Source organism: Frateuria soli, from assembly GCF_021117385.1.
GTDB lineage: Bacteria > Pseudomonadota > Gammaproteobacteria > Xanthomonadales > Rhodanobacteraceae > Frateuria_A > Frateuria_A soli.
Window position 1 is genome coordinate 216392 of the sequence record NZ_CP088252.1, and the last position, 21646, is coordinate 238037.

Here is a 21646-nt window from a genome sequence, read left to right on the forward strand (position 1 = left end):
TCAGCGCGCCGCCCGCGCCAGCACCCGCGCGGGCACCGGCTTGAGGTCGTGGACCAGCCCCAGCAGCGCCATCAGCTTGAGGCCGTACCAGGTCAGGTCGATCTCCCACCAGCGGAAGCCCTGGCGTGCGCTGCCGGGGAAGAAGTGGTGGTTGTTGTGCCAGCCCTCGCCGAAGGTCAGCAGCGCCAGCCACAGGTTGTTGCGGCTCTCGTCGCGCGTGGCGAAACGGCGCGTGCCGAACCGGTGGGCGAGCGAGTTGATCGTCACCGTGGCGTGGAACAGCACCACGGTGGACACGAAGAACCCCCACGCCACCATCTGCATGCCGCTGGTGTGCAGGCCCGGTGCGGAGTGCTCGAGCCACGCGCCCAGGCCGTAGAGCGACAAGGCCAGCAACGCCGGCACCAGCGTGTCGAAGCGGTCGAGCAGCCGCAGTTCGGGATAGCGCGCCAGGTCCGGCACGCGCTTGAGGTCGGTGGCGAAGGCGCGCGGGGTGAGGAACCACCCGAGGTGGCTCCACAGGAAGCCGCGCACGCTCGGGGAGTGCGGGTCGCGTGGCGTGTCGGCATGGCGGTGATGATGCCGGTGGTGTGCGGACCACCAGAGCGGACCGCGTTGCACGCAGGCGGCGCCGATCAGGGCGAAGGTGAACTGCACGGCGCGCGAGGTGCGGAAGGTGCGGTGCGAGAAGTAGCGATGGTAGAACCCGGTGAGCGCGAACATGCGCACGGCATAAAGCGCCGCGGCAACCAGCAGCGCGGCGGTTGACACACCGGTCCAGATCGTCGCCAGGCAGCCGAGGTGGATCAGCGCGAACGGCACCGCGCGCAGCCAGTCGATCCGGTCCGCCTTCGACTCGTCCGCCAATGCGGGTGTGCCGGCATCGAACCACATGCGCAGGCTGGCGCCGAGGCGACTCGGCGGGCGGAGGGCGGGGGCGGAGCGGCTCGGCATGGCGCTGACCTGTGGTGGTTCTGCGGTCATTACGTGGCGGACCGGCAAACGGATGCATCGAAGGCGTCGCTTCGCCGCATGCATCCGGCCGCCGGGTTCGCGCGTACGTGACTTGAGACCGCAACCGCGGCAGGAATTGCCCTACGATGAAACTCCAACCCACCGGCGGAACACCTTCGCCTTTCGAGGCGATACGCATCGTGTCGACTTCCAAGCTGCCAGCGAACGACGGACACGACTGGTCGGCCGAGATGGTCGCCGTCGCGCAGCGGCGGGACCGCGCGAGCTTCATGCGCATCTACGACCACTTCATGCCGCGCGTGTGCCTCTACCTGAAGGGCATGGGCTCGACCGCGGCGATCGCCGAAGAACTGGCGCAGGAAGCCCTGCTCAGGCTGTGGCAGCGGGCCGCGTCCTACGATCCGGCGCTCAGCCGCGTATCCACCTGGCTGTTCCGCATCGCCCGCAACCTGCACATCGACCGGGTGCGCAAGGAGACCGGCTGGATGCTGGTGCAGCATGCGCTCGAAGCCGAAGAGGCCGACCACGACGGACGCACCGGTTCGTCCGCCGAGGCGTATGCCGAGCACACCAGGCTGAAGGCCTGCATCGACCGGCTTCCCGCCACCCAGGCCCGACTCGTCCGCATGTCCTACTTCGAAGCCAAGTCCCACCACGAGATCGCCGAGGAGCTCGGCATGCCGCTGGGTACCGTCAAGTCCAGCCTGCGCCGGGCCTTCCTGAAGCTGCAGGCCGATGTGCGAGGTGCCGCATGAAGCCTGCGCATCACCTGGATCCCGCCACCGTCGTGGCCTTTGCCGCCGGCGCGCTGTCGGAGGCGATGGCGGTGGTGGCCGCGACCCACCTGGCCGGCTGCAGCCACTGCCATGAGCAGGTGCGCGACGCCGAGCGGATCGGTGGCGTGCTGGTGGAACAACAGCAGCCGGACGGGGCCGGCGCGGCGCGCCGCGAGAAGCTGCGCGCGGCGATGCTCGAGCGGCTGGACGAGACGCCGGTGGAGGCTCCCGGGCTCGCGCCGGCGCTGCCCGCCGCGCCGGACCCGGACCGCCTGCCGGCACCGCTGCATCCGTACTTCGGGACTTCCTTCGGCGCGCTCAAGTGGCGCTGGATGGCGCCGGGCGTGCACTGCATCCGCAGCGCGGGCACCGGCGGCGGCCAGCTCTTCATGCTCAGGATCACGCCGGGCAGGAGCATGCCGCTGCACAGCCATGGCCGCGGCGAGCTGACCCAGGTCCTGCGTGGCGCCTATGACGATGTGCTGGGGCATTTCGGTCCGGGCGACGTGGCCGACCTGGACAGCGAGGTGATGCACCAGCCGGTGACCGCCGCCGGCGTGCCATGCATCTGCGTCGCGGCCCTGGATGCGCCGCTGCGGTTCCCCGGCTGGCTCGCGCGCAGGCTGCAGCCGCTGGTCGGGTTGTGAGCGGGGGTCGGTTGCGGCGTGGCGTCGTGCCGCAATCTCAGTGCCGGGCGATCCTCTGCCAGGCGGCAAGTGCCTGTTCCCTGGAAGCCGCCAGGTCGACCATCGGCGGCGGATAGCCGCGGGCCGCCAGCGCGGCCGGGTCACGCCATGGCTCGTGCAGCAGGTGGGCGGGCAGGTCGGCCAGTTCCGGCAGCCAGTGTTTGAGATAGGTCGCCTGCGGGTCGAACCTGGCCGCCTGCGTGCAGGGATTGAACACGCGGAAGAACGGAGCCGCGTCGGCGCCGCAACCGGCGGTCCACTGCCAGCCGAGCGTGTTGTTGGCCAGGTCCGCGTCCACCAGCGTGTCCCAGAACCAGCGCGCGCCATGCTGCCAGTGCTGGCGCAGGTTCTTGGTGAGGAAGCTGGCCACGACCATGCGCACCCGGTTGTGCATCCAGCCCGTGTGCCACAGTTCGCGCATGCCGGCATCGACCAGCGGCACGCCGGTGCGGCCTTGCTGCCAGCGCGCGAGGGCAGCCGGGTCCTCGGCCCAGTCGAAGCGGTCGAAGCGCGAGTCGAACGGGGCCTCGGGCGTATGCGGGAAGTGGTAGAGCAGGTGGTGAGCGAATTCGCGCCAGCCGAGCTCGCGCAGGTACGGTTCCAGGTCCGGCGTGCGTTGGCCCGCGGCGGCCCCGGTGGCGCGCCGGAGCAGGATGTCGTGGATCTGCCGCGGCGTGATCTCGCCCAAGTGCAGGTGTGGCGAAAGCCGCGAGGTGCCGTGGCGGGCGGGCAGGTCGCGGCCGTGCGCGTAGTCGCAGAGCGCGTCGTCCGCGAACAGCTCCAGTTGCTCCAGCGCACCGGCGGCGCCAGGGCGCCACGCTTCCGCCAGCCCGGCGGCCCAGGGGCGGGTCGGCAGCAGGCCCAATGCCTCCAGCGGCAGGCTGCCGGGAAGTGAGGCCCACGCCCGCGGGCGGGCCGTGGCCAGCGGCGATACCGGCGCCAGTTGCGCGCGCAGCTTGCGCCAGAACGGAGTGAACACCCGGTAGGGCAGGTCCTGGGCCGTGGCCAGTTGCCAGGGCTCGTACCAAAGGTTGCCCGCGTGGCTTTCCACCGCCAGGCCTTCGGCGCGCAATGCGGCCTTCACCCGGCTGTCCTGCACGATCGCCGCCGGTTCGTAGCGCCGGCTCCAGTAGACCGTGTCCGCACCACACGCGGCCGCCAGCCGGCGCAGCGCGTCGAAGCTGTCGCCCCGCGCCAGATGCAGCTGCCCGCCCTGTGCCGCAATCTCGCCCTGCAAGGCTGCGAGACTGTGGTGCAGCCACCAGCGGCTGGCCGCGCCGGGACGCCATCGCTTGTCCTCCGCCGGGGCGTGCACGTAGACCGGCAGCACGCTCGCGTGTGCCGCGCAGGCGGCGGCCAGCGCCGGGTGGTCGGCCAGGCGCAGGTCCCGCCGAAACACGACCAGGGCAGTACTCATGCAGGCAATTCCGAAACCGTAGTCCGTGTTCTACGCCCATGGGAGGCGTTCGGATTCCCGCGCGACCCGATAAGCGGCCCATGCGGGGATGGTCCGCCGGTCCGGCGCGGGGGCTCGCGCCTCGCATTGGCTATACTCCCTCGATGAGCGTCGCGCCGTTGCTTGTGCCCCATCCCGGACCCGCACGGTCCCCCGCGGACCGGAAACCCGCCGCCGTTGCCGAAGCCGGGCGGCATCGACCTGCCTGTGTCCGGAGCCGGGGCGCATGAGCATGCAGCAGGGGACCCTGTTCGTCGTTGCGGCACCCTCCGGGGCCGGCAAGTCCACGCTGGTTAACGCGCTGCTCGAGCGTGAGCCGTCGATCTCATTGTCGATCTCGCACACCACGCGTCCGCCGCGGGTAGGCGAGGAGTACGGACGGCACTACTTCTTCGTCGAGCGGGAGGAGTTCGAGCAGCAGATCGCCGCCGGCACCTTCCTCGAGCACGCCGAGGTGCACGGCAACTTCTACGGCACCTCGCTGGCGACGGTGCAGGGATTGCTCGACCAGGGCCGCGACGTGCTGCTGGAGATCGACTGGCAGGGCGCGGCGCAGATCCGCCGCACCAAGCCCGACTGCGTGAGCGTGTTCATCCTGCCGCCCTCGCGCGCCGAGCTGGAGCGGCGGCTGCGCGGGCGTGGCTCGGACGCGCCGGAGGTGATCGAGCGGCGGCTGCACAATTCGCGGGAGGAGATCGCTCACGCGCACGAATTCGACTACATCGTGGTCAATGACGGCTTCGATGACGCGCTGGGCGACCTGCAGGCGATCGTGCGGGCGGTGCGGCACCGCGGACCGCTGCAGTGGAAGCGGCACGAGGCGCTGATCGCCGAGCTGCTTGCCTGATCGGCTCCTTTCCCCGGGCGGGGCGCTTGGCCTGCCTTCACCGCTCGGCTACCTTTATCCGCTTATGACCGCCCCCGCCGCTCCCTCCGAACCGCTGGTGCGCATCCGTGGACTGACCACGGTGCTCAACGGCAAGACCATCTTCGACGCGCTGGATCTGGATATCCCGCGCGGCAAGGTGACGGCCATCATGGGCCCCAGCGGCACCGGCAAGACCACCCTGCTCAAGCACATTACCGGGCAGATGCGCGGCGACGCGGGAGAGGTGCGGGTCGATGGCCGGAACGTGCCGGAGCTTTCGCGCGAGAAGCTCTTCGAGCTGCGCGAGAAGATCGGCTACCTGTTCCAGAACTCGGCGCTGCTGACCGACTACGACGTCTTCGAGAACATCGCCTTCCCGCTGCGCCAGCACACCAGGCTGCCGGAAGTGCTGATCCGCAACATCGTGCTGACCAAGCTCCAGGCGGTGGGCCTGCGCGGTGCGGCCGCGCTGATGCCGGCCGAGCTCTCCGGCGGCATGGCGCGGCGCGTGGCGCTGGCGCGGGCGATCGTGTTCGATCCCATGCTGATCCTCTACGACGAGCCGTTCGTAGGGCTGGATCCGATCGCGCTCAGCCAGGTGCTCAAGCTGATCCGCACGCTCAACGAGACGCTCGGCATCACCAGCGTGGTGGTGGCGCACGAGCTCGACGCGATCAAGCACGTGGCCGAGCGGGTCTGCCTGATCGCCAACGGCAAGGTGGTGGCGCAGGGCGATCCGAAAACCATCGCCGACGACGGCTCGCCATGGACGCGCCAGTTCTTCGGTGGAGAAATCGACGGCCCGGTACCGTTCCAGTACCCCGCCACCGACTACGCACAGGCGCTCGGCCTGGCCGGAGAGCGGGCATGAGCGCCCAGCCACGCCGCAACGTGATCACCAACGCGCTGGCGCAGATCGGCGAAGCCGGCCTGTTCCTGCTGACCCTGCTGGCGGCAGTGCCGCGCAGCATGCGCTACGGTCGCGAGACGGTGCGCCAGCTCTGGTTCGTCGGCGCGATGAGCCTGACCATCATCACCGTCTGCGGCCTGTTCGTAGGCATGGTGCTGGGGCTGCAGCTGTATTACGTGCTGTCGATCTTCGGCGGCACCGCGGCCAGCGGCACGGTGGTCGCGATCGCGATCTACCGCGAGCTCGGTCCGGTCGTGACCGCGCTCCTGTTCGCCGGCCGGGCCGGCACGTCGATCACCGCCGAGATCGGCCTGATGCGCGCCACCGACCAGCTCGCCGCCATGGAAATGATGGCGGTCGACCCGATCGCCTACGTGGCGGTGCCCCGTTTTCTCGGCGGCCTGATCGCCATGCCGCTGCTGTGTGCGGTGTTCTGCGCGCTGGGCATCTACGGCGGCCACCTGGTCGGGGTGACCTGGCTGGGCATCGACAACGGCACGTTCTGGTCGAACATGACCGCCACCGTCGACCTCCAGAAGGACGTCATCAACGGCATCCTGATCAAGAGCCTGGTGTTCGGCGCAGTGGTGTCGCTGATCGCCGTCTTCCAGGGCTATACCACGCCGCCGACCAGCGAGGGGGTGGCCTATGCCACCACCCGCACCGTGGTCGCCTCGTCCATCGCGATCCTCGCGCTGGACTTCGTGCTGACCGCATTCCTGATGTGACTGCCTGATGTTTTTCCTTGAGGACTGAGCCGTGAGCCAGAGAAACTCCTATGCCGTGGGTACCGGCCTGTTCATCGTGCTCGGTTTCGCCGCCCTGGCTTATCTCGCGACGCAGACCACCTCGGTGGCCAACACGCACCAGGGCCCGAGCTACAGCGTGCAGGCCCGCTTCGCCAACATCGGCCAGCTCAAGGAGCGCGCGCCGGTGAAGATCGCCGGCGTGCGCGTGGGCCAGGTCAGCTCGATCGTGCTCGATCCCAAGCAGGAGGTGGCCGACGTGACGCTGTCGATCGACCGGGACTACAACCACATTCCGGACGATTCGGTCGCGACGATCTTCACCAGCGGCCTGCTGGGCGACCAGTACGTGGGCATCCAGTACGGCAGCTCGAAGAAGGACCTTGCCGAAGGCGGCACGCTGGCGCGCACCAAGCCGGCGCAGCAACTGGAGGAGATGCTGGGCAAGTTCTTCGGCGCCGGCGGCGTGGCCGACAACCTGGGCGGCAGCTATACGGTGAAGGCACGCTTCGGCAACGTCGGCGCGCTCTCGGTCGGCGCCCCGGTGAAAATGGCCGGCGTGGCCATCGGCAGCGTGTCCGCCGTGCACGCCGACCCGGTCAAGCTGGACGCCGAGGTGGAGCTGTCGATCGACAGGAAATTCGACCAGATTCCGGACGATTCTGCCGCTGCGGTGTTCACCAGCGGTTTGATCGGTACCCAGTACGTTGCGATCCAGCCCGGCGGCTCGCCGGAATTCCTCAAGAACGGCGACGAGATGGTGCTGACGCAGTCGGCCATGCAACTGGAAGACCTGATCGGCAAGTTCCTGGTCAACGGCTCGCCCGCCGAGAAGAAAGACGCCCCCGCCGGCAAGCAATGAGCCGGTTCCCCACAAGGAGTTTTCCCATGTTGCGCACTCTGGCTTTCGCCATGGCCATCGCGTTCGGAACCGTGGCCGCCTCCCCGGTGCTGGCCCAGGACGCGGCCACCCCGGCGCCGGCATCCCGGCAGGCCCCGGAGCAGGTGGTCCAGGAGATCGCCCACCAGCTGGACAGCACCATCGCCGGCCACCGCGATGAACTGAAGAACGACAAGGAAAAGTTGATCTCGGTGATCGACGACGTTTTCCTGCCGCACTTCGACATCGACTACGCCTCGATCCTGGTGCTCGGCCGCCACGCCCGCGAGGCCACGCCCGAGCAGCGCCAGCGCTTCGCCAAGGCGTTCTACAACTCCATCACCCACCGCTATGCCGAAGGCCTGCTCAACTACACCAAGGGCGCGGTGCAGGTACTGCCCTTCAATGGCGACCTCAACGACAAGCGCACCGTGGTGCGCACCCAGGTGGTGCTGGACGACGGCAAGAAGCTTTCGGTCGACTACGCCTTCCGCAAGAGCAAGGACGGCGACTGGAAGGCCTACGACGTGATCATCGAGGGCATCTCCTACGTCACCAACTACCGCAACCAGGTCGATGCGGAGATCCGCAAGGTCGGCATCGAGAAACTGATCGCCAACCTGGAGAACCAGGGCGAGAAGGCGCTCGAATCCATGGACAAGGACAGCAAGGCCCCGTGAGTACGGCCACCTTCGAACTCGACCGCGGAACGCCGGGCACGCTCGGCGTCCGCGGCGTGCTGAGCTTCGACACGGCCGCCGCCGCGCTGGAGGCGATCGGCGCGGCGCTGGCGGGCGGGTCGGTAGCCCGGCTGGACCTTGCCGGCGTCCAGCGCAGCGACAGCGCCGGTCTGGCCTGCGTGCTGGCGGTGCAGGCCGAGGCGCGGCGCCTCGGCCACCCGCTGGTGGTCGAGAACATGCCCGCAGGCATGCACGCGCTGGCGCAGGTATGCGAGGTGGACGCGCTGGTCGGCTGATGCCGGGCGATGTACCGGCAAGAAAAAAGGGCCGCGAGGCCCCTTTTTCGTGGGCAGGGGCTTCAGGCCACCTTGCCGGCGGCGACCGAAGCAGTCCCTGCTACTGCTTCTGGTCGTCGTTCGGGTGCCTGTTTTCCCACCGGTGCTGCTCGTCCAGCAACTGCTCCGGATCGAAGTCGTCGTCGTTCAGGCCCTGCATCTGCTGGATGATCTCGGCCGGCGGGTTGCCGTCGTAGATCTGGTACAGGCGCCGCTGCCGGTAGGCGTCGCGCATGAACACGTACGGGTCGTAAGCCGACTCCAGGAAGCTCTCCGCATCGATGCCGCGGGAGCGCAGCGTCACCAGGTACATCATCTGCGGCAGATACTGCTGGCCGTACTTGTAGTCGTGGGTACGCGCGTAGATCGACAGCGGGTCGAAGAAGTAGCTGTCCACCGGCATGCGCCAGACGTCGCGCACGGTGGTCGGACCGATCAGCGGCAGCACCAGGTAATCGCCATCGGGCACGCCCCAGCGCGCCAGGGTCACGCCGAAGTCGTTGTCTTCCAGCGGGATCCCCAGCTGGCTGGCCGGGTCGAAGAAACCGCCCAGGCCCAGCGTGAGGTTGACCAGGAAACGCCCGGTACTCTGCAACGCCTGCTTCGGGCGCGCCTGCAAGAGATCGTTGGCGACCGTGATCGGCATCCGGATGTTGGTGAAGAAGTCGCTGACCGAGCGACGTACCGGCGGATTGGTGACCTTGCGGTAGCCCACCGCCACCGGCCGGATCACCGCCTTGTCCACCGCGTCGTTGAACGCATAGACCTTGCGGTTGAACTTCTCCAGCGGGTCGTCCGTGCGCGGCTTGGCAATGGTGCAGCCGGCCAGCAAGGCCAAGGCCACCAGCGGCAGCAGACGGCTGGGTGAAAGACGGGGCAGGGAGAGCATCGGTCGAAGAGATCCGCTACGGGTACTGCAAAAGTGTACCGCCTGGTTCTATATTTTTGCAGTCAGGCGGATCGGCGCCGGCTGGCCGGCGATCGAACCGCGCATGATACGCGCATGGCGCATTGCCAGCCAAGCCGGCGCTCCATTACACTCGCACGTCTCTAAGTTGCCTTTGTGCTTGAGGATTTCGCATGGCCCGCATTACCGTGGAAGATTGCCTCGAGGTGGTGGACAACCGCTTCGAGCTGGTGCTGATGGCGACCAAGCGCGCCCGCCAGCTGGAGAAGGGCGCCGAGCCGGCCGTCCATCCGGACAACGACAAGCCGACCGTGCTGGCCCTGCGCGAGATTGCCGACCGCCGCATCGACCAGGCCACCATCGACGAGATCGACCGTGCCGAGCGCGAGCGCGCCGAGCGCGAGGCGCTGGAATGGGCGGCCGCCGAGGTCGACGACGACCTGTCCAAGGGCGGCGACGACTGATGCGCGCCGGCGGCTGCCGAATGCGCAGTCGCCTTGCCGGCATGGCCGGCCTGCTTGCCGTGCCTGGCCGACATCCGCACGGAAGCATTATCTGAACGGGGAGCGCGAACCGATGACGGCGACCACGCCCTCCGTTCCCGTGGACCCGTCCGTGTTGCCCCCCTACGTGCTGGCGCTCAAGGAGCGCGCGGCCTACCTGCCGGAAGCCCAGGTGGCGCGCGTGCTGCGCGCCTACGAGGTCGGCGCGCACGCGCACCGCGGCCAGGCGCGCAAGAGCGGCGAGCCGTACATCACCCATCCGGTCGCCGTCGCCGGCATCCTGGCCGAACTGGGGCTGGACGCCGAGACCATCATTTCGGCGATCCTGCACGACACGCTGGAGGACACCGAGCTCAGCCGCGAGGACATCACCACCGAGTTCGGCGACGCCGTGGCGGACCTGGTCGATGGCGTCACCAAGCTGGACAAGATGCGCTTCTCCAACCGGCAGGAGGCCGACGCGGAGAGCTTCCGCAAGATGTTGCTGGCGATGGCGCGCGACATCCGCGTGATCCTGATCAAGCTTGCCGACCGCCTGCACAACATGCGCACGCTCGGGGCCAAGGACGCCGCCTCGCGCCGGCGCATCGCGCGCGAGACGCTGGAGATCTACGCACCGATCGCCCAGCGCCTGGGCATGAACAAGTTCAAGGCCGAGCTGCAGGACCTGGGTTTCCGCGCGCTCTACCCGGACCGCTACCGCGTCATCAGCGAGCGCATCCGCGCGGCTCTGGGCAACCGTCGCGAGGTGATCAGCAAGATCGAGCACGCACTGGCCACCCGGCTGGCCGCCGAGCACTTGCCGGCCAAGGTGGTCGGGCGGATCAAGTCGCCGTGGAGCATCTATTCGAAGATGCGCAACGAGCACAAGAGCTTTGCCCAGCTGATGGACGTGTACGGCTTTCGCGTGGTGGTCGACACCGCGATGAGCTGCTACATGGCGCTGGGGGCGGTCCACTCGCTCTACAGCCCGGTCGACCGGCGCTTCAAGGATTTCATCGCGATTCCCAAGGCCAACGGCTACCAGTCGCTGCACACCGTGCTGCTGGGGCCGTTCGGCGCACCGATCGAGGTGCAGATCCGCACCGCCGAAATGGACTCGGTCGCCGAACGCGGCGTCGCCGCGCACTGGGCCTACAAGACCGACTCCGGTCCGGCCAACAGCGCGCAGGCACGTGCGCGCGAGTGGTTGTCCGCACTGGCCGACAGCCAGGCGCACACGCCCTCCTCGGCCGAGTTCATCGAGAACGTCAAGATCGACCTGTTCCCGGACGAGGTCTACCTGTTCACGCCGCGCGGCGACATCCTGGCGCTGCCGCGCAATTCCACCGCGCTCGACTTCGCCTATGCCGTGCACACGGACGTCGGCGACCACGCGGTGGCCGCGCGGGTGGACAAGAAGCTGCTGCCGCTGCGCACGCGGCTGGAATCGGGCCAGCTGGTCGAGATCATCACCGCGCCCTCGGCGGTGCCCAATCCGGCCTGGCTCGAGTTCGTCGTGACCGGCAAGGCACGCACCGCGATCCGCCAGTACCTCAAGCACCTGCAGCACGAGGACGCGGTCGACTTCGGCCACCGCATGCTCGATCGCGCGCTCGACGCGCTGGGCACCAACATCGACGCGATCCCGGTCAAGGTGCTCGAGCGCTTCCTGGAGGAGGCCAAGCTGCGCCGGCTGGAAGAACTGCTGGCCGACATCGCGCTGGGCAACCGCATGCCCGACCATGTGGCCCACCACCTGGTCGCGCTGCGTGGTGGCGGCCGTCCACACGAGGCGCCGCACACGCACGAGAACATCCGCATCACCGGCGCGGAGCGCGGCGTGCTGAGCTTCGGCAATTGCTGCCACCCGCTGCCCGGCGACGAGATCATCGGCTATCTCTCTTCAGGCAAGGGCATCGTGGTGCACCGCGTGGAATGCCCCAACGTGGCCGAGTTCCGCAAGTCGCCCGAGCGCTGCGTCGGCATCGAGTGGGATCGCGACGTGCAGGGCGACTACCGTGCCGAACTCCGCATCGAAGTCATCAATCGCCCGGGTGTGCTGGCCACCGTGGCCGCTGCCATCGCGGCGGCGGATTCGAACATCGAGAACGTCGAGTACGTCGAGCGCGATGCCGCCGCGGCCACGCTGCTGTTCGCGATGGAAGTGAAGAACCGCAAGCATCTTGCCGACGTCATCCGCCGCGTGCGCCGCACCGGCGTGGTAAGCGGCGCCTACCGCTACCCGCTCTGACATGGCTGGCAGCGCTTTGAGCGTCATCGACCTGCAGGCCGGTGTGCTCGAGGGTTGCCACGACGCCGATGCCGTGGTCGCGCGCTGCCGCGTGCTGGCGGAACACGCACGCGCCGAGGCACCGGTCCTGTGGGTGCAGCATGAAGAGGAAGACATGCCGCGCGGCAGCCCGTCGTGGCAGCGGGTCGGCGGACTCGGATCAACGCCCGGCGAGCCGTGCGTGCCCAAGACCTTCCGCGACGCCTTTGCCGATATGCCGCTGCGCTCCCTGCTTCAGCAGGCGCGTGTGCAGCGGCTGCTGATCGCCGATGCGCAGGGCGGCTACTGCATCCGCACCACCGCGCAGCGGTCGAGGGGCTACGCGGTGACGCTGGTCAGCGATGCGCACATCACCACGGCCAGTGTGTTTGGCGGCGTGGCATCCAGCGGCGAGCAGATCGTGGCGCACGCCGACCGCTACTTCCCCGGCCTGCGCTACCCCGGCGAGGACGATCTTGCCGCGCACGATGCCGTGACGTTCTGAAGGGGGCGCCGCCGGCCCGGTTTACACTGGCGGGCCTTACCCCGCCAAGAGGCTCGCCATGACCCGCAGCATCATCCACTCCGAACAGGCGCCGGCCGCGATCGGCCCTTACTCGCAGGCCGTGCGCCACGGCAACACCGTCTACTTCTCCGGGCAGACCCCGCTGGACCCGGCCACCGGCACGCTGGTCGAGGGCGACATCAGCACACAGACGCGCCGCGTGTTCGACAACCTGGCGGCGGTGGCCAAGGCGGCCGGTGGCTCGTTCGCGCAGTTCGTCCGCGTGGGCATCTACGTCACCGACCTGGCCAACTTCGCGGCCGTCAACGCCGTGATGGCCGAGTACTTCCAGCAGCCGTACCCGGCTCGTTCCACCATCGAGGTGTCGGCGCTGCCCAAGGGCGCGCAGGTGGAAATCGACGCGATCATGGTGCTGGACTGAAGCCACCCGTGCCGCCGCGCCGTGGCCTGACCGCCCGGCGCGGCAAGTGCCCACATCCGCCTGCTGCATCCGGCCGGGGCGCTGGGCTAGGCTAGCGATTCATGCCTCTCCGCAGCGCCAGCGTCGCCACTTCGACGGTTGCCGATCCGGGCCTCGCGCCGGTCGGCACACTGCCGGGCGTCGGCCCGGCGCTGGCTGCCACGCTCGGCAGGCTCGGGTTGGAGCGTGTGCAGGACCTGTGGTTCCACCTGCCGCTGCGCTACGAAGACAAGACCCGTGTCACCGCCATCGGCGACCTGAAGGCCGGCGAGCGCGCGCAGGTGCTCGGCGTGGTGGAGGCGATCGAGCGCGGCTTTCGTTACCGCCCCCAGCTGAAGGTCGCCATCGGCGACGACTCCCGGCAGACGCTGCTGCTGCGCTTCTTTCATTTCCATCGCGCGCAGGCGGACCTGCTCAAGCCGGGCGTCAGGCTGCTGTGTTATGGCGAGGTCCGCCAGGGCGCGCAGGGCCTGGAGATGGTGCACCCCCAGTACCAGCGGGTGGGCGACGAGCAGGTCGTGGCGGTCGACGAGCGGCTGAGCCCGGTCTATCCGACCACCGAGGGCCTGGGCCAGAAGCGGTTGGCCGGCGTGATCGGCAAGGCGCTCGCGCTGCTGCCGCCCGATGCGGCGCTGGAGCTCATCCCGCCGCCGCTGTGCGTGGCCCATGGACTGACTTCCCTGCGCGAGGCGCTCCTCTACGTGCACCGCCCGCCACCGGATGCTCCGCTGGCCGACCTGATCAGCGGCCGCCATCCCGCGCAGCAGCGGCTCGCCTTCGAAGAGTTGCTGACCCAGCACCTGAGCCTCAAGCGCATGCGTGCGGCCGTGCGCCGCCGGCGCGCGCCCGTGCTGGGCGGGAGCGGTGAGCTGCGCGGCCGCTTCGTCGCCGGCCTGCCGTTCCAGCTCACCGGCGCGCAGCAGCGGGTCACGCGCGACGTGCTCGCCGACGTCGCGCACGCCAAGCCGATGCTGCGCCTGGTGCAGGGCGACGTCGGCAGCGGCAAGACCGCGGTCGCCGCACTGGCGGCGTTGGCCGCCGTGGAAGCCGGTTGGCAGGTCGCGCTGATGGCGCCCACCGAACTGCTGGCCGAGCAGCACCTGCGCAACTTCCGCCACTGGCTGGAACCGCTGGGCATACGTGTCGAATGGCTGGCCGGCAAGCAGCAGGGCAAGGCCCGTGCGCAGGCGCTGGCGCGCGTCGCCGAAGGCGCCCCCGTGGTGATCGGCACGCACGCCCTGATGCAGGAAGGCGTGGCCTTCGCGCGGCTGGGACTGGTCATCGTCGACGAGCAGCACCGCTTCGGCGTGCAACAGCGGCTGGCGCTGCGCGACAAGGGCCTGGAAGGCGATCTGGTGCCGCACCAGCTGGTCCTTACCGCCACCCCGATCCCGCGCACGCTGGCGATGAGCGCGTATGCGGACCTCGACGTCTCCTCCATCGACGAACTGCCGCCCGGGCGCACGCCCGTGCAGACGGTGGCCGTATCCAACGCGCGCCGCGTCGAGGTGATCGATCGCATCCACGCCGCCTGCGCCGAAGGCCGCCAGGCTTACTGGGTATGCACGCTGATCGAGGAGTCCGAGCAGCTGCGCGCACAGGCGGCCGAGGTGGCGCATGCGGAGCTTTCCGCCGCGCTGGAGGGTTGCCCGGTCGGGCTGATCCACGGGCGCATGAAGCCCAGGGAGAAGCAGGCGGTGATGGATGCCTTCAAGGCGGGCGTGTTGTCCGTGCTGGTGGCCACGACCGTGATCGAGGTGGGCGTGGACGTGCCCAACGCCAGCCTGATGGTGATCGAGAACAGCGAACGATTGGGATTGGCCCAGTTGCACCAGTTGCGCGGGCGCGTGGGACGCGGCGCGGTCGCCTCCAACTGCGTGCTGCTGTACCAGCCGCCGCTGGGCCAGCTCGCACGCGAGCGCCTCAATGTGATGCGCGAGACCTGCGACGGCTTCCGCATTGCCGAAAAGGACCTCGAGTTGCGCGGGCCCGGCGAGGTACTGGGCACGCGCCAGACCGGCCAGCTCGCCTTCCGCATCGCGGACCTGGCGCGTGACGCCCACCTGCTGCCGGCGGTGCAGCAGGTGGGCGAGGCGATGCTGGGTCGGCATTCGCGCGACGCCGAGCGGTTGATCGAACGCTGGATCGGTGCTGCCGCGCGCTATGCGCACGCCTGAGTGGCCCGCGTCGTGCATCGCGTTGCTGTTTCCTCGACCGCTGGCGGTCGTAAGCTAGCCGCTTTTTACCGGTGCCCGACGCAATGACCCGACCCCAGCTCCTGATCGATACCGACCCCGGCGTGGATGACGCGCTCGCCATCCTGATGGCGCACGCCCACGCCGACGTCGCCGGCCTGTCCATCGCGGCGGGCAACGTCGGTCTGGAGCATACGGTCCACAATGCGGGCGTGCTGGTGGACCTGCTCGGCGCGACGACGCCGGTGTTCCCCGGTTGCGCCACGCCGCTGGTCCGCCTTCCCGAAGAGGACGCAGCCTTCGTGCACGGCCGCGACGGTTTCGGCGATGTCGGCTTTCCGCCGCCCCGCCATCCGGCGGCAGACGAGGCGGCCGCACTGGCGCTCCTGCGGCTGACCCGCGAGCGGCCCGGCGAGCTGACCCTCGTGGCGCTGGCGCCGCTGACCAACGTGGCGCTGGCGCTGCGGCTGGACCCGACCCTTCCGCAACGGGTCAGGCGGCTGGTGGTGATGGGCGGTGCGGTGACCGGACAGGGCAACACCGGTCGCGTGCCGGCCGAGTTCAACATCGGCTTCGATCCCGAGGCCGCGCACGTGGTGTTCGAGGCGTTCGGGGATTTCGACCTCGTCGATTGGGAGCTGACCCTGCGCCACGCCTTCGACGAGGACGCCTTCGACGGCTGGATCGCCGCTGGCGACAGGCGGGCGGACTTCTACGGCAGCATCTGCCAGGTGGCGCGCAAGACCAACCGCGAGCGTGGTCGTCGCGGAATCATCGCCGCCGATGCGTTGGCCATGGCGGTGGCCATCGATCCGTCGGTGGTCGTGCGCAGTGAACGGCGCGCGGTGGCGGTCGAACTCGATGGCCGCCTGACCCGCGGTGCCACCGTGGTGGACTGGGCCGGTCGGTCGGGCCGGCCGGCGAACGCCAACGTGGTGCTCGAGCTGGACCAGGACCGCTTCGCGGCGATGGTGCGCGGGGCACTGGGCGCCTGACCGGGATCGGCGAACATGCCAGGGCGAGCGGCCTCCCCGGCTCCGAGTCCCCTCACCGGCGAGGCCGGCGGGGGCGGGCCGGGCGGCGACCACCCGCCGGTTGACCCTGACATCACCCCGTCGCTACAATGCCGCTCTTTTCACCCGCCGCTTTGAGTCCGTCATGAAGCCCGATATCCATCCCAACTACCGCCCGGTGGTGTTCCAGGACCTGTCGTCCGACTTCGCGTTCCTGACGCGTTCGACGATCACCACCAAGGAAACCGTCAAGTGGGAAGACGGCAACGAGTACCCGCTGGTCAAGGTGGATATCTCCAGCCACTCGCACCCGTTCTACACCGGCAAGCAGAAGACCCTCGACGTGGGCGGCCGCGTGGACAAGTTCCGCCGTCGCTACGGCCAGAAGTAAGCGACAGTTGCTGCATGCCCGTCGCCGCGGCAGTGGCGGGCGTGACACACCAGGACACGGGGCGGGCCAGCGGCTCGCCCCGTGTCCTTTTGCGCGCCCGGACAACCATCCGCAGGCGGATGTCGCGCCGGCCGATGTGCGATAATACGGCGGTTGCATCGATCGCTTTCCCCCGCGCGATGCCATTCCCTTGCCGGGCGGTGTCCCTCGCGGATGTCCCCGCACGTCTTTCGAGAAGGAGGTTCCCGTGTCCGATTCCAAGGTCGTCAAGCTCGTCGATGAATCGAGCAACCGCAGCGCCGAGCTGCCCCTGCTGAGTGGCACGCTGGGGCCCTCGTGCATCGACCTGGGTACGCTGTACAAGGACACCGGCCACTTCACCTACGATCCCGGCTTCGGCTCCACCGCCAGCACCAAGAGCGCGATCACCTACATCGATGGCGACAAGGGCGTGCTGCTTTACCGCGGCTACCCGATCGAGCAGCTGGCCGAGAAGTCGACCTTCCTGGAAGTGGCCTACCTGCTGCTCAACGGCGAGTTGCCGAAGAAGGACGAGTTCGTCGCCTTCGAGCACCAGATCACGCATCACACGATGATGCACGAGTCGCTGAAGAACTTCTTCCAGGGCTTCCACCACGACGCGCACCCGATGGCCATGCTGGCCGCCTCGGTGGCGTCGCTGTCGGCGTTCTACCACGACGACCTCAACGTCGACGATCCGGCCGACCGCAAGCTCGCCGCGATCCGGCTGATCGCCAAGATGCCGACCATCGCCGCCGCCTGCTACCGCTACTCGATCGGCTGGCCGTTCCGTTATCCGCGCAACAACCTCGAGTACGTCGAGCGCTTCCTGCACATGATGTTCGAGGTGCCGAGCGAGCCGCTGCAGCTCAATCCGGTGGCGGCCAAGGCACTGGACCTGCTGTTCATCCTGCATGCCGACCACGAGCAGAACGCCTCTACCTCCACCGTACGCCTGGTCGGTTCCACCGGCGCCAACCCGTACGCTTCGATCGCCGCAGGCATCACCGCGCTGTGGGGTCCGGCGCACGGCGGCGCCAACGAGGCGGTGCTCCAGATGCTGCAGGAGATCGGTACGCCGGATCGCGTGGACACCGCGGTCAAGCGCGCCAAGGACAAGAACGACAACTTCCGCCTGATGGGTTTCGGCCATCGCGTCTACAAGAACTTCGACCCGCGCGCCAAGATCATCCGCGAGATGTGCCACAAGGTGCTCGCCGAGCTGGGCGTCAACGACCCGCTGCTCGACGTGGCGATGAAGCTGGAAGAGGCGGCGCTGAAGGACGAGTACTTCGTCGAGCGCAAGCTTTACCCGAACGTCGACTTCTACTCCGGCATCATCTACAAGGCGCTGGGCATCCCGACCGAGATGTTCACCGTGATGTTCGCCATCGCGCGCACCGCCGGCTGGATCGCGCACTGGATCGAACAGCACGAGACCCCCGGTTCGCGCATCGGCCGTCCCCGCCAGATCTACACCGGCGCCGACGTTCGCGATTACACGGCCCTCGACAAGCGCTGAGCGCGTCGTCCGCCTGATCCGGAACGCCCCGGCCGTGCCGGGGCGTTCTCGTTTGCGGAAACCTGGCAGGCGCGTAACCTGTGTGCTCCATCGGGCGAGAGATGCGTTGACGCGTACCGCGATTTGCAGGAGCGCCCTCGGGCGCTCCTGCGCGATGGCGCCGGTTCAACGGCGGACCGCGGCCAGCATCCGCTCGAACGCGTCTTCGGCCGAGGGCTCGCTCAGCAGCTCTTCGACGGTGCCCAGCGAGGCGCGCCGCATCGGCTTCTCGTCGATGCGGTCGAGCGGTGCCTGGCGCAACGCATCGCGCGGCATGACGGTGAGATCGAACGGCAGCCCGTCGGCGGCAAACAGCAGCACGGGATAATCGGCCTGCTCATCGCGGCTCAGGCGCAGGCGACGGGTCTGCACCTCGGCCGGCACGCCATGTTCGCGCAGGAACAGCATGACCGCGTCCGGGTCATCGCTGAAGACGTGCAGGCAGACGGCCGAATGTGCATCGGCCGTGCCTTCGAGCACCGGCCCGACCAGCCGCGGGTCGAACCTGTCGAGGAAACGCATCGCTTCGGCCGCCGCTTCGCGGCGCGCCTTCAACTGCTGAGGCTGGCTGTCGGCGTCGAACAGGCGCTGGCGCTCGCGCAGCGCGTCCTCGATCTCCTGGTTGCGCGGCAACGCCTGCGCGTCGTGGATGCCGAGGCGCTCGGCGGCCTTGAGCTTGGCGTGGTGGAAATCGCGGATGCCATGCTCGCTCATCAGTCGGGCGGCTTCCTGGGCCACCCGCAGCCGGTTGCGCTGCTGGCGGTCCTGGGCATGAATGCGATGGTGATCGCCGCGTGCCATGGTCGCTCCTCCGGAAGGGCCGGACCGGCAGCAAGGCCGATCCGGCGTGAGTGATGCGGTCGCCAAGCCTGCCCTCAGAAGATGTCGTAAGGGTGCTGCTCGTCCTGGTTCTGCTGCTGCTGCGCGGCCTGGGCGCGCAGGCGATCGACATCTTCCACCTTGAGGATCTCGCTCATGGCGTTGGGATCGTCGGGTGAGGTGGGTAGTCCGCTCTGTCGGTTGATCTGCACCGTGGCAATGCCCGGTGGCATCGGCAGGGCGCTGGACGGAGCGTCCTTGAGCGCCGCGCCCATGTACTCCATCCAGATCGGCAGTGCCGCCTGGGCGCCGAACTCGCCGATGCCGTTGGCGCGACCGAGCGAGCTGAAGTCATCGAAGCCCACCCACACCGAGGTCGAGAGGGCGCCGTTGAAGCCGACGAACCAGGCATCACGGTGATCGTTGGTCGAACCGGTCTTGCCGGCCAGGTCGTCGCGGCCCAGCGCCTTGGCCGCATAGCCGGTGCCGCGCAGGATCACATCCTTCATCAGCGAGGTGATGAGGTAGTCGTTGCGCACGTCGAGTACCTGCGGTGCGAGCAACGGAGGGTGTGCGCCTTCGCCATGCGCGTCGGCTGGCAGCACGGCGTCGCCCACGCCGGCCACGGTACTGGCGCCGGCTGGCACCTGGGCGATCGCGTTGGCCGGGTGGCCACCCATGTCCGCCGGCGGCGGGCCGGGCGGGCGGGTGTCGAGCAGGCGCTCCTGGCAGGTGCGGCAGGCGCGGATCGGGTTGGCCACGTAGATGGGCGTGCCGCCGCGGTCGTCGATCTCCTTGATGAAGTATGGCGAGACGAGGTAGCCACCATTGGCGAACACCGCGTAGCCGCGCGCCATGCCCATCGGCGAGACCGAGGCGGTACCCAGCGCCAGCGACAGGTTCTTCGGTAGCGCATCGAGCGGGAAACCGAAGCGCGTGATGTAGTCGCGAGCAAAGCGCACGCCGATCGCGTCCAGCAGGCGCACCGACACCAGGTTCTTCGACTGGACAAGCGCCTCGCGCAGGCGCATCGGGCCATCGAACTTGCCGTCGTCGTTCTCCGGCGTCCACAGCCCGTTGGGCCTGGACGGGTCGGGCAGGGCCAGCGGTGCGTCGTTGACGATCGAGGCCGGAGTGAAGCCACGTTCGAAGGCGGCCGAGTACAGGTAGGGCTTGAAGCTGGAGCCGGGCTGGCGCGCGGCCATCACCGCGCGGTTGAACTTGCTGCGCAGGAAACTGAAGCCGCCGACCAGTGCCTGGACCGAGCCGTCTTCCGGGTTTACCGAGACGAGTGCGCCCTGGACCTTGGGCAGTTGCGCCAGTTCCCAGTCGCCCTTCTCGTTGCGCGCCACGCGCACGATGTCGCCACGCCTGAGCACGTCGTCGACGCTCTTGGGCGAGGGACCGGTATGGTTCTCGTTGCGGTAGGGACGCGCCCAGGCGACCGCGTCCAGGCCCAGCTCCACGGTCTGTCGGCTGGCCAGGTACAGCGTGGCCTTGCCGTCACCGACCATGGTGACGATCGCCGGCTGCATGCCGGAGATATCGGTGTAGCCGGAAAGCAGGCGATCCAGGTCGTCGTTGCCTGCGTCCGGCGCCAGCGTCTGGTGCGCCTCGGGCCCGCGCCAGCCGTGGCGGCGGTCGTAGGCGACCAGGCCGTCGCGCATGGCCTCCACCGCGGCCTGCTGGCGAGCACTGGTGACCGTGGTACGCACCACGTAACCCTCGGTCAGCGCATCGTTGCCCAGGCGGTCGAGGGCCTGCAGACGCACCATCTCGGCGAGATACGGAGCGTCGACCTCGATCGGCTGTTCATGCGGGAAGGCGTTGTTCGGCTCGTTCACCGCCTGCTCGTACTCGGCCTTGCTGATGTAGCGATGCTCCAGCATCTGGCCGATCACCCAGTTGCGCCGTGCCAGCATGCGCTTGGGGTTGTTGATCGGGTTGACCAGCGAGGGCAGCTGGAAGGTCGAGGCGATCGTCGCGCATTGGGCGATGGTCAGCTGGTCGAGCGTCTTGCCGTAGTAGTACTCGGCGGCCGCCGCCACGCCATAGGAACGGTGGCCCAGGAACATCTTGTTGAGGTAGAGCTCCAGGATCTGGTCCTTGGTCAGCTCGTTCTCCATGCGCAACGCGATGAAGATCTCTATCAGCTTGCGCGAGTAGAGCTTCTCCGGGCTCAGGAAGAAGTTGCGCGCGACCTGCTGGGTGATCGTCGAGCCGCCCGAACCCTTGTCGCCACCGGAGATGATCACGTGCCAGCCGGCGCGCGCGATGCCGTGCCAGTCCACGCCCGGATGGCTGTAGAAGCCTGCGTCCTCGGCCGCGAGTACCGCGTGCTTGAGGCGGTCCGGCACGTTGGCGATGTCGACCGGTATGCGCCGGGTTTCGCCGAAGGTGGCGATCAGCTTGCCGTCGGCGCTGAGCACCCGAAGCGGCACCTGCATGTGGTAGTCCTTGAGCATCGCCACCGATGGCAGGCGAGGGGAGACCAGCCAGTAGGCGACGCCGACGGCGGCGATGGCGAGGAACAAGCCGGCAAAGGCCAGGATCAGGGCCCAGCGCAGCAGACGCTTAAAAATTTGCATGGTTTGGAAGAGCGAGACTCAAGTCAAAACACTGTCGAGTATAGATGTTGCACTATCGATCGCCCGCCCGAACCGGGGCTGGATCGCGAAAACGGCCCA

General features: G+C 68.6%; 21 protein-coding genes. 16 read left to right on the forward strand and 5 right to left on the reverse strand.

What is annotated here, in order from left to right; translation table 11 throughout:
• Complete coding sequence (locus LQ771_RS00955; protein ID WP_231350540.1) at positions 1-954, reverse strand: acyl-CoA desaturase; 954 nt, start codon at positions 952-954, stop codon at positions 1-3.
• Between the two features lie 146 nt (positions 955-1100).
• Between LQ771_RS00955 and LQ771_RS00960 the strand changes: the two genes are divergently transcribed.
• The gene (locus tag LQ771_RS00960) at positions 1101-1730 is read left to right on the forward strand and encodes a sigma-70 family RNA polymerase sigma factor (protein ID WP_231350541.1); all 630 of its coding nucleotides are present in this window, start codon (positions 1101-1103) and stop codon (positions 1728-1730) included.
• Entirely contained in the window at positions 1727-2398 is a 672-nt protein-coding gene (locus LQ771_RS00965; RefSeq protein ID WP_231350542.1) for a ChrR family anti-sigma-E factor, read from the forward strand. Before LQ771_RS00960 ends, LQ771_RS00965 begins: the two co-directional genes overlap by 4 nt.
• A gap of 37 nt (positions 2399-2435) precedes the next feature.
• Here LQ771_RS00965 and LQ771_RS00970 read toward each other — a convergent pair whose 3' ends face one another.
• Positions 2436-3854, reverse strand: coding sequence for a cryptochrome/photolyase family protein (locus tag LQ771_RS00970; RefSeq protein WP_231350543.1), 1419 nt, complete (start codon positions 3852-3854; stop codon positions 2436-2438).
• A gap of 265 nt (positions 3855-4119) precedes the next feature.
• On the opposite strand from LQ771_RS00970, the gene gmk reads away from it, so the two are divergent.
• From gmk to LQ771_RS01000, 6 genes are all read left to right on the forward strand, one after another.
• Positions 4120-4740 carry a guanylate kinase gene (gene gmk, locus LQ771_RS00975; protein ID WP_231350544.1) on the forward strand — a complete coding sequence of 207 codons (621 nt, stop codon included), beginning with the start codon at positions 4120-4122 and terminating at the stop codon, positions 4738-4740.
• Between the two features lie 64 nt (positions 4741-4804).
• The gene (locus LQ771_RS00980) at positions 4805-5632 is read left to right on the forward strand and encodes an ABC transporter ATP-binding protein (protein ID WP_231350545.1); all 828 of its coding nucleotides are present in this window, start codon (positions 4805-4807) and stop codon (positions 5630-5632) included.
• Complete coding sequence (gene mlaE, locus LQ771_RS00985) at positions 5629-6399, forward strand: lipid asymmetry maintenance ABC transporter permease subunit MlaE (protein WP_231350546.1); 771 nt, start codon at positions 5629-5631, stop codon at positions 6397-6399. Before LQ771_RS00980 ends, mlaE begins: the two co-directional genes overlap by 4 nt.
• A gap of 31 nt (positions 6400-6430) precedes the next feature.
• The gene (gene mlaD, locus LQ771_RS00990; RefSeq protein ID WP_231350547.1) at positions 6431-7279 is read left to right on the forward strand and encodes an outer membrane lipid asymmetry maintenance protein MlaD; all 849 of its coding nucleotides are present in this window, start codon (positions 6431-6433) and stop codon (positions 7277-7279) included.
• 26 nt (positions 7280-7305) lie between these two features.
• Entirely contained in the window at positions 7306-7977 is a 672-nt protein-coding gene (locus LQ771_RS00995) for an MlaC/ttg2D family ABC transporter substrate-binding protein (protein ID WP_231350548.1), read from the forward strand.
• Entirely contained in the window at positions 7974-8273 is a 300-nt protein-coding gene (locus tag LQ771_RS01000; RefSeq protein WP_231350549.1) for an STAS domain-containing protein, read from the forward strand. The genes LQ771_RS00995 and LQ771_RS01000 overlap by 4 nt, the downstream gene beginning before the upstream one ends.
• 100 nt (positions 8274-8373) lie before the next feature.
• Here LQ771_RS01000 and LQ771_RS01005 read toward each other — a convergent pair whose 3' ends face one another.
• Entirely contained in the window at positions 8374-9201 is an 828-nt protein-coding gene (locus LQ771_RS01005; RefSeq protein WP_231350550.1) for an MlaA family lipoprotein, read from the reverse strand.
• A gap of 191 nt (positions 9202-9392) precedes the next feature.
• Between LQ771_RS01005 and rpoZ the strand changes: the two genes are divergently transcribed.
• The 8 genes from rpoZ (at position 9393) to LQ771_RS01045 (ending at position 18101) form a co-directional block, all read left to right on the forward strand.
• Positions 9393-9683: a DNA-directed RNA polymerase subunit omega gene (gene rpoZ / locus LQ771_RS01010; RefSeq protein WP_231350551.1), complete on the forward strand. Its 291-nt coding sequence runs from the start codon at positions 9393-9395 to the stop codon at positions 9681-9683.
• A 112-nt stretch (positions 9684-9795) separates the two neighbouring features.
• A complete protein-coding gene (locus LQ771_RS01015; RefSeq protein WP_231350552.1) occupies positions 9796-11955 on the forward strand; it encodes a RelA/SpoT family protein in 2160 nt (719 codons plus the stop codon).
• A gap of 1 nt (position 11956) precedes the next feature.
• Positions 11957-12478: an isochorismatase family protein gene (locus tag LQ771_RS01020; RefSeq protein ID WP_231350553.1), complete on the forward strand. Its 522-nt coding sequence runs from the start codon at positions 11957-11959 to the stop codon at positions 12476-12478.
• Between the two features lie 58 nt (positions 12479-12536).
• The gene (locus LQ771_RS01025; RefSeq protein ID WP_231350555.1) at positions 12537-12920 is read left to right on the forward strand and encodes a RidA family protein; all 384 of its coding nucleotides are present in this window, start codon (positions 12537-12539) and stop codon (positions 12918-12920) included.
• A 101-nt stretch (positions 12921-13021) separates the two neighbouring features.
• Positions 13022-15136 (forward strand): ATP-dependent DNA helicase RecG, encoded by a 2115-nt coding sequence (recG, locus tag LQ771_RS01030; RefSeq protein WP_231350557.1) that lies wholly within the window; start codon positions 13022-13024, stop codon positions 15134-15136.
• An 83-nt stretch (positions 15137-15219) separates the two neighbouring features.
• On the forward strand, positions 15220-16149 hold the full coding sequence (locus LQ771_RS01035; RefSeq protein WP_231350560.1) for a nucleoside hydrolase: 930 nt from the start codon (positions 15220-15222) through the stop codon (positions 16147-16149).
• Positions 16150-16312: 163 nt separating this feature from the next.
• Complete coding sequence (locus LQ771_RS01040; protein WP_231350562.1) at positions 16313-16558, forward strand: type B 50S ribosomal protein L31; 246 nt, start codon at positions 16313-16315, stop codon at positions 16556-16558.
• Positions 16559-16805: 247 nt separating this feature from the next.
• Positions 16806-18101, forward strand: a complete 1296-nt coding sequence (locus LQ771_RS01045; RefSeq protein ID WP_231350563.1) for a citrate synthase — start codon at positions 16806-16808, stop codon at positions 18099-18101.
• A gap of 165 nt (positions 18102-18266) precedes the next feature.
• On the opposite strand, the gene LQ771_RS01050 is transcribed toward LQ771_RS01045, so the two are convergent.
• Both LQ771_RS01050 and LQ771_RS01055 read right to left on the reverse strand, forming a co-directional pair.
• On the reverse strand, positions 18267-18941 hold the full coding sequence (locus LQ771_RS01050) for a hypothetical protein (protein ID WP_231350565.1): 675 nt from the start codon (positions 18939-18941) through the stop codon (positions 18267-18269).
• Positions 18942-19015: 74 nt separating this feature from the next.
• The gene (locus tag LQ771_RS01055) at positions 19016-21547 is read right to left on the reverse strand and encodes a penicillin-binding protein 1A (RefSeq protein WP_231350567.1); all 2532 of its coding nucleotides are present in this window, start codon (positions 21545-21547) and stop codon (positions 19016-19018) included.
• Positions 21548-21646: the final 99 nt, after the last annotated feature.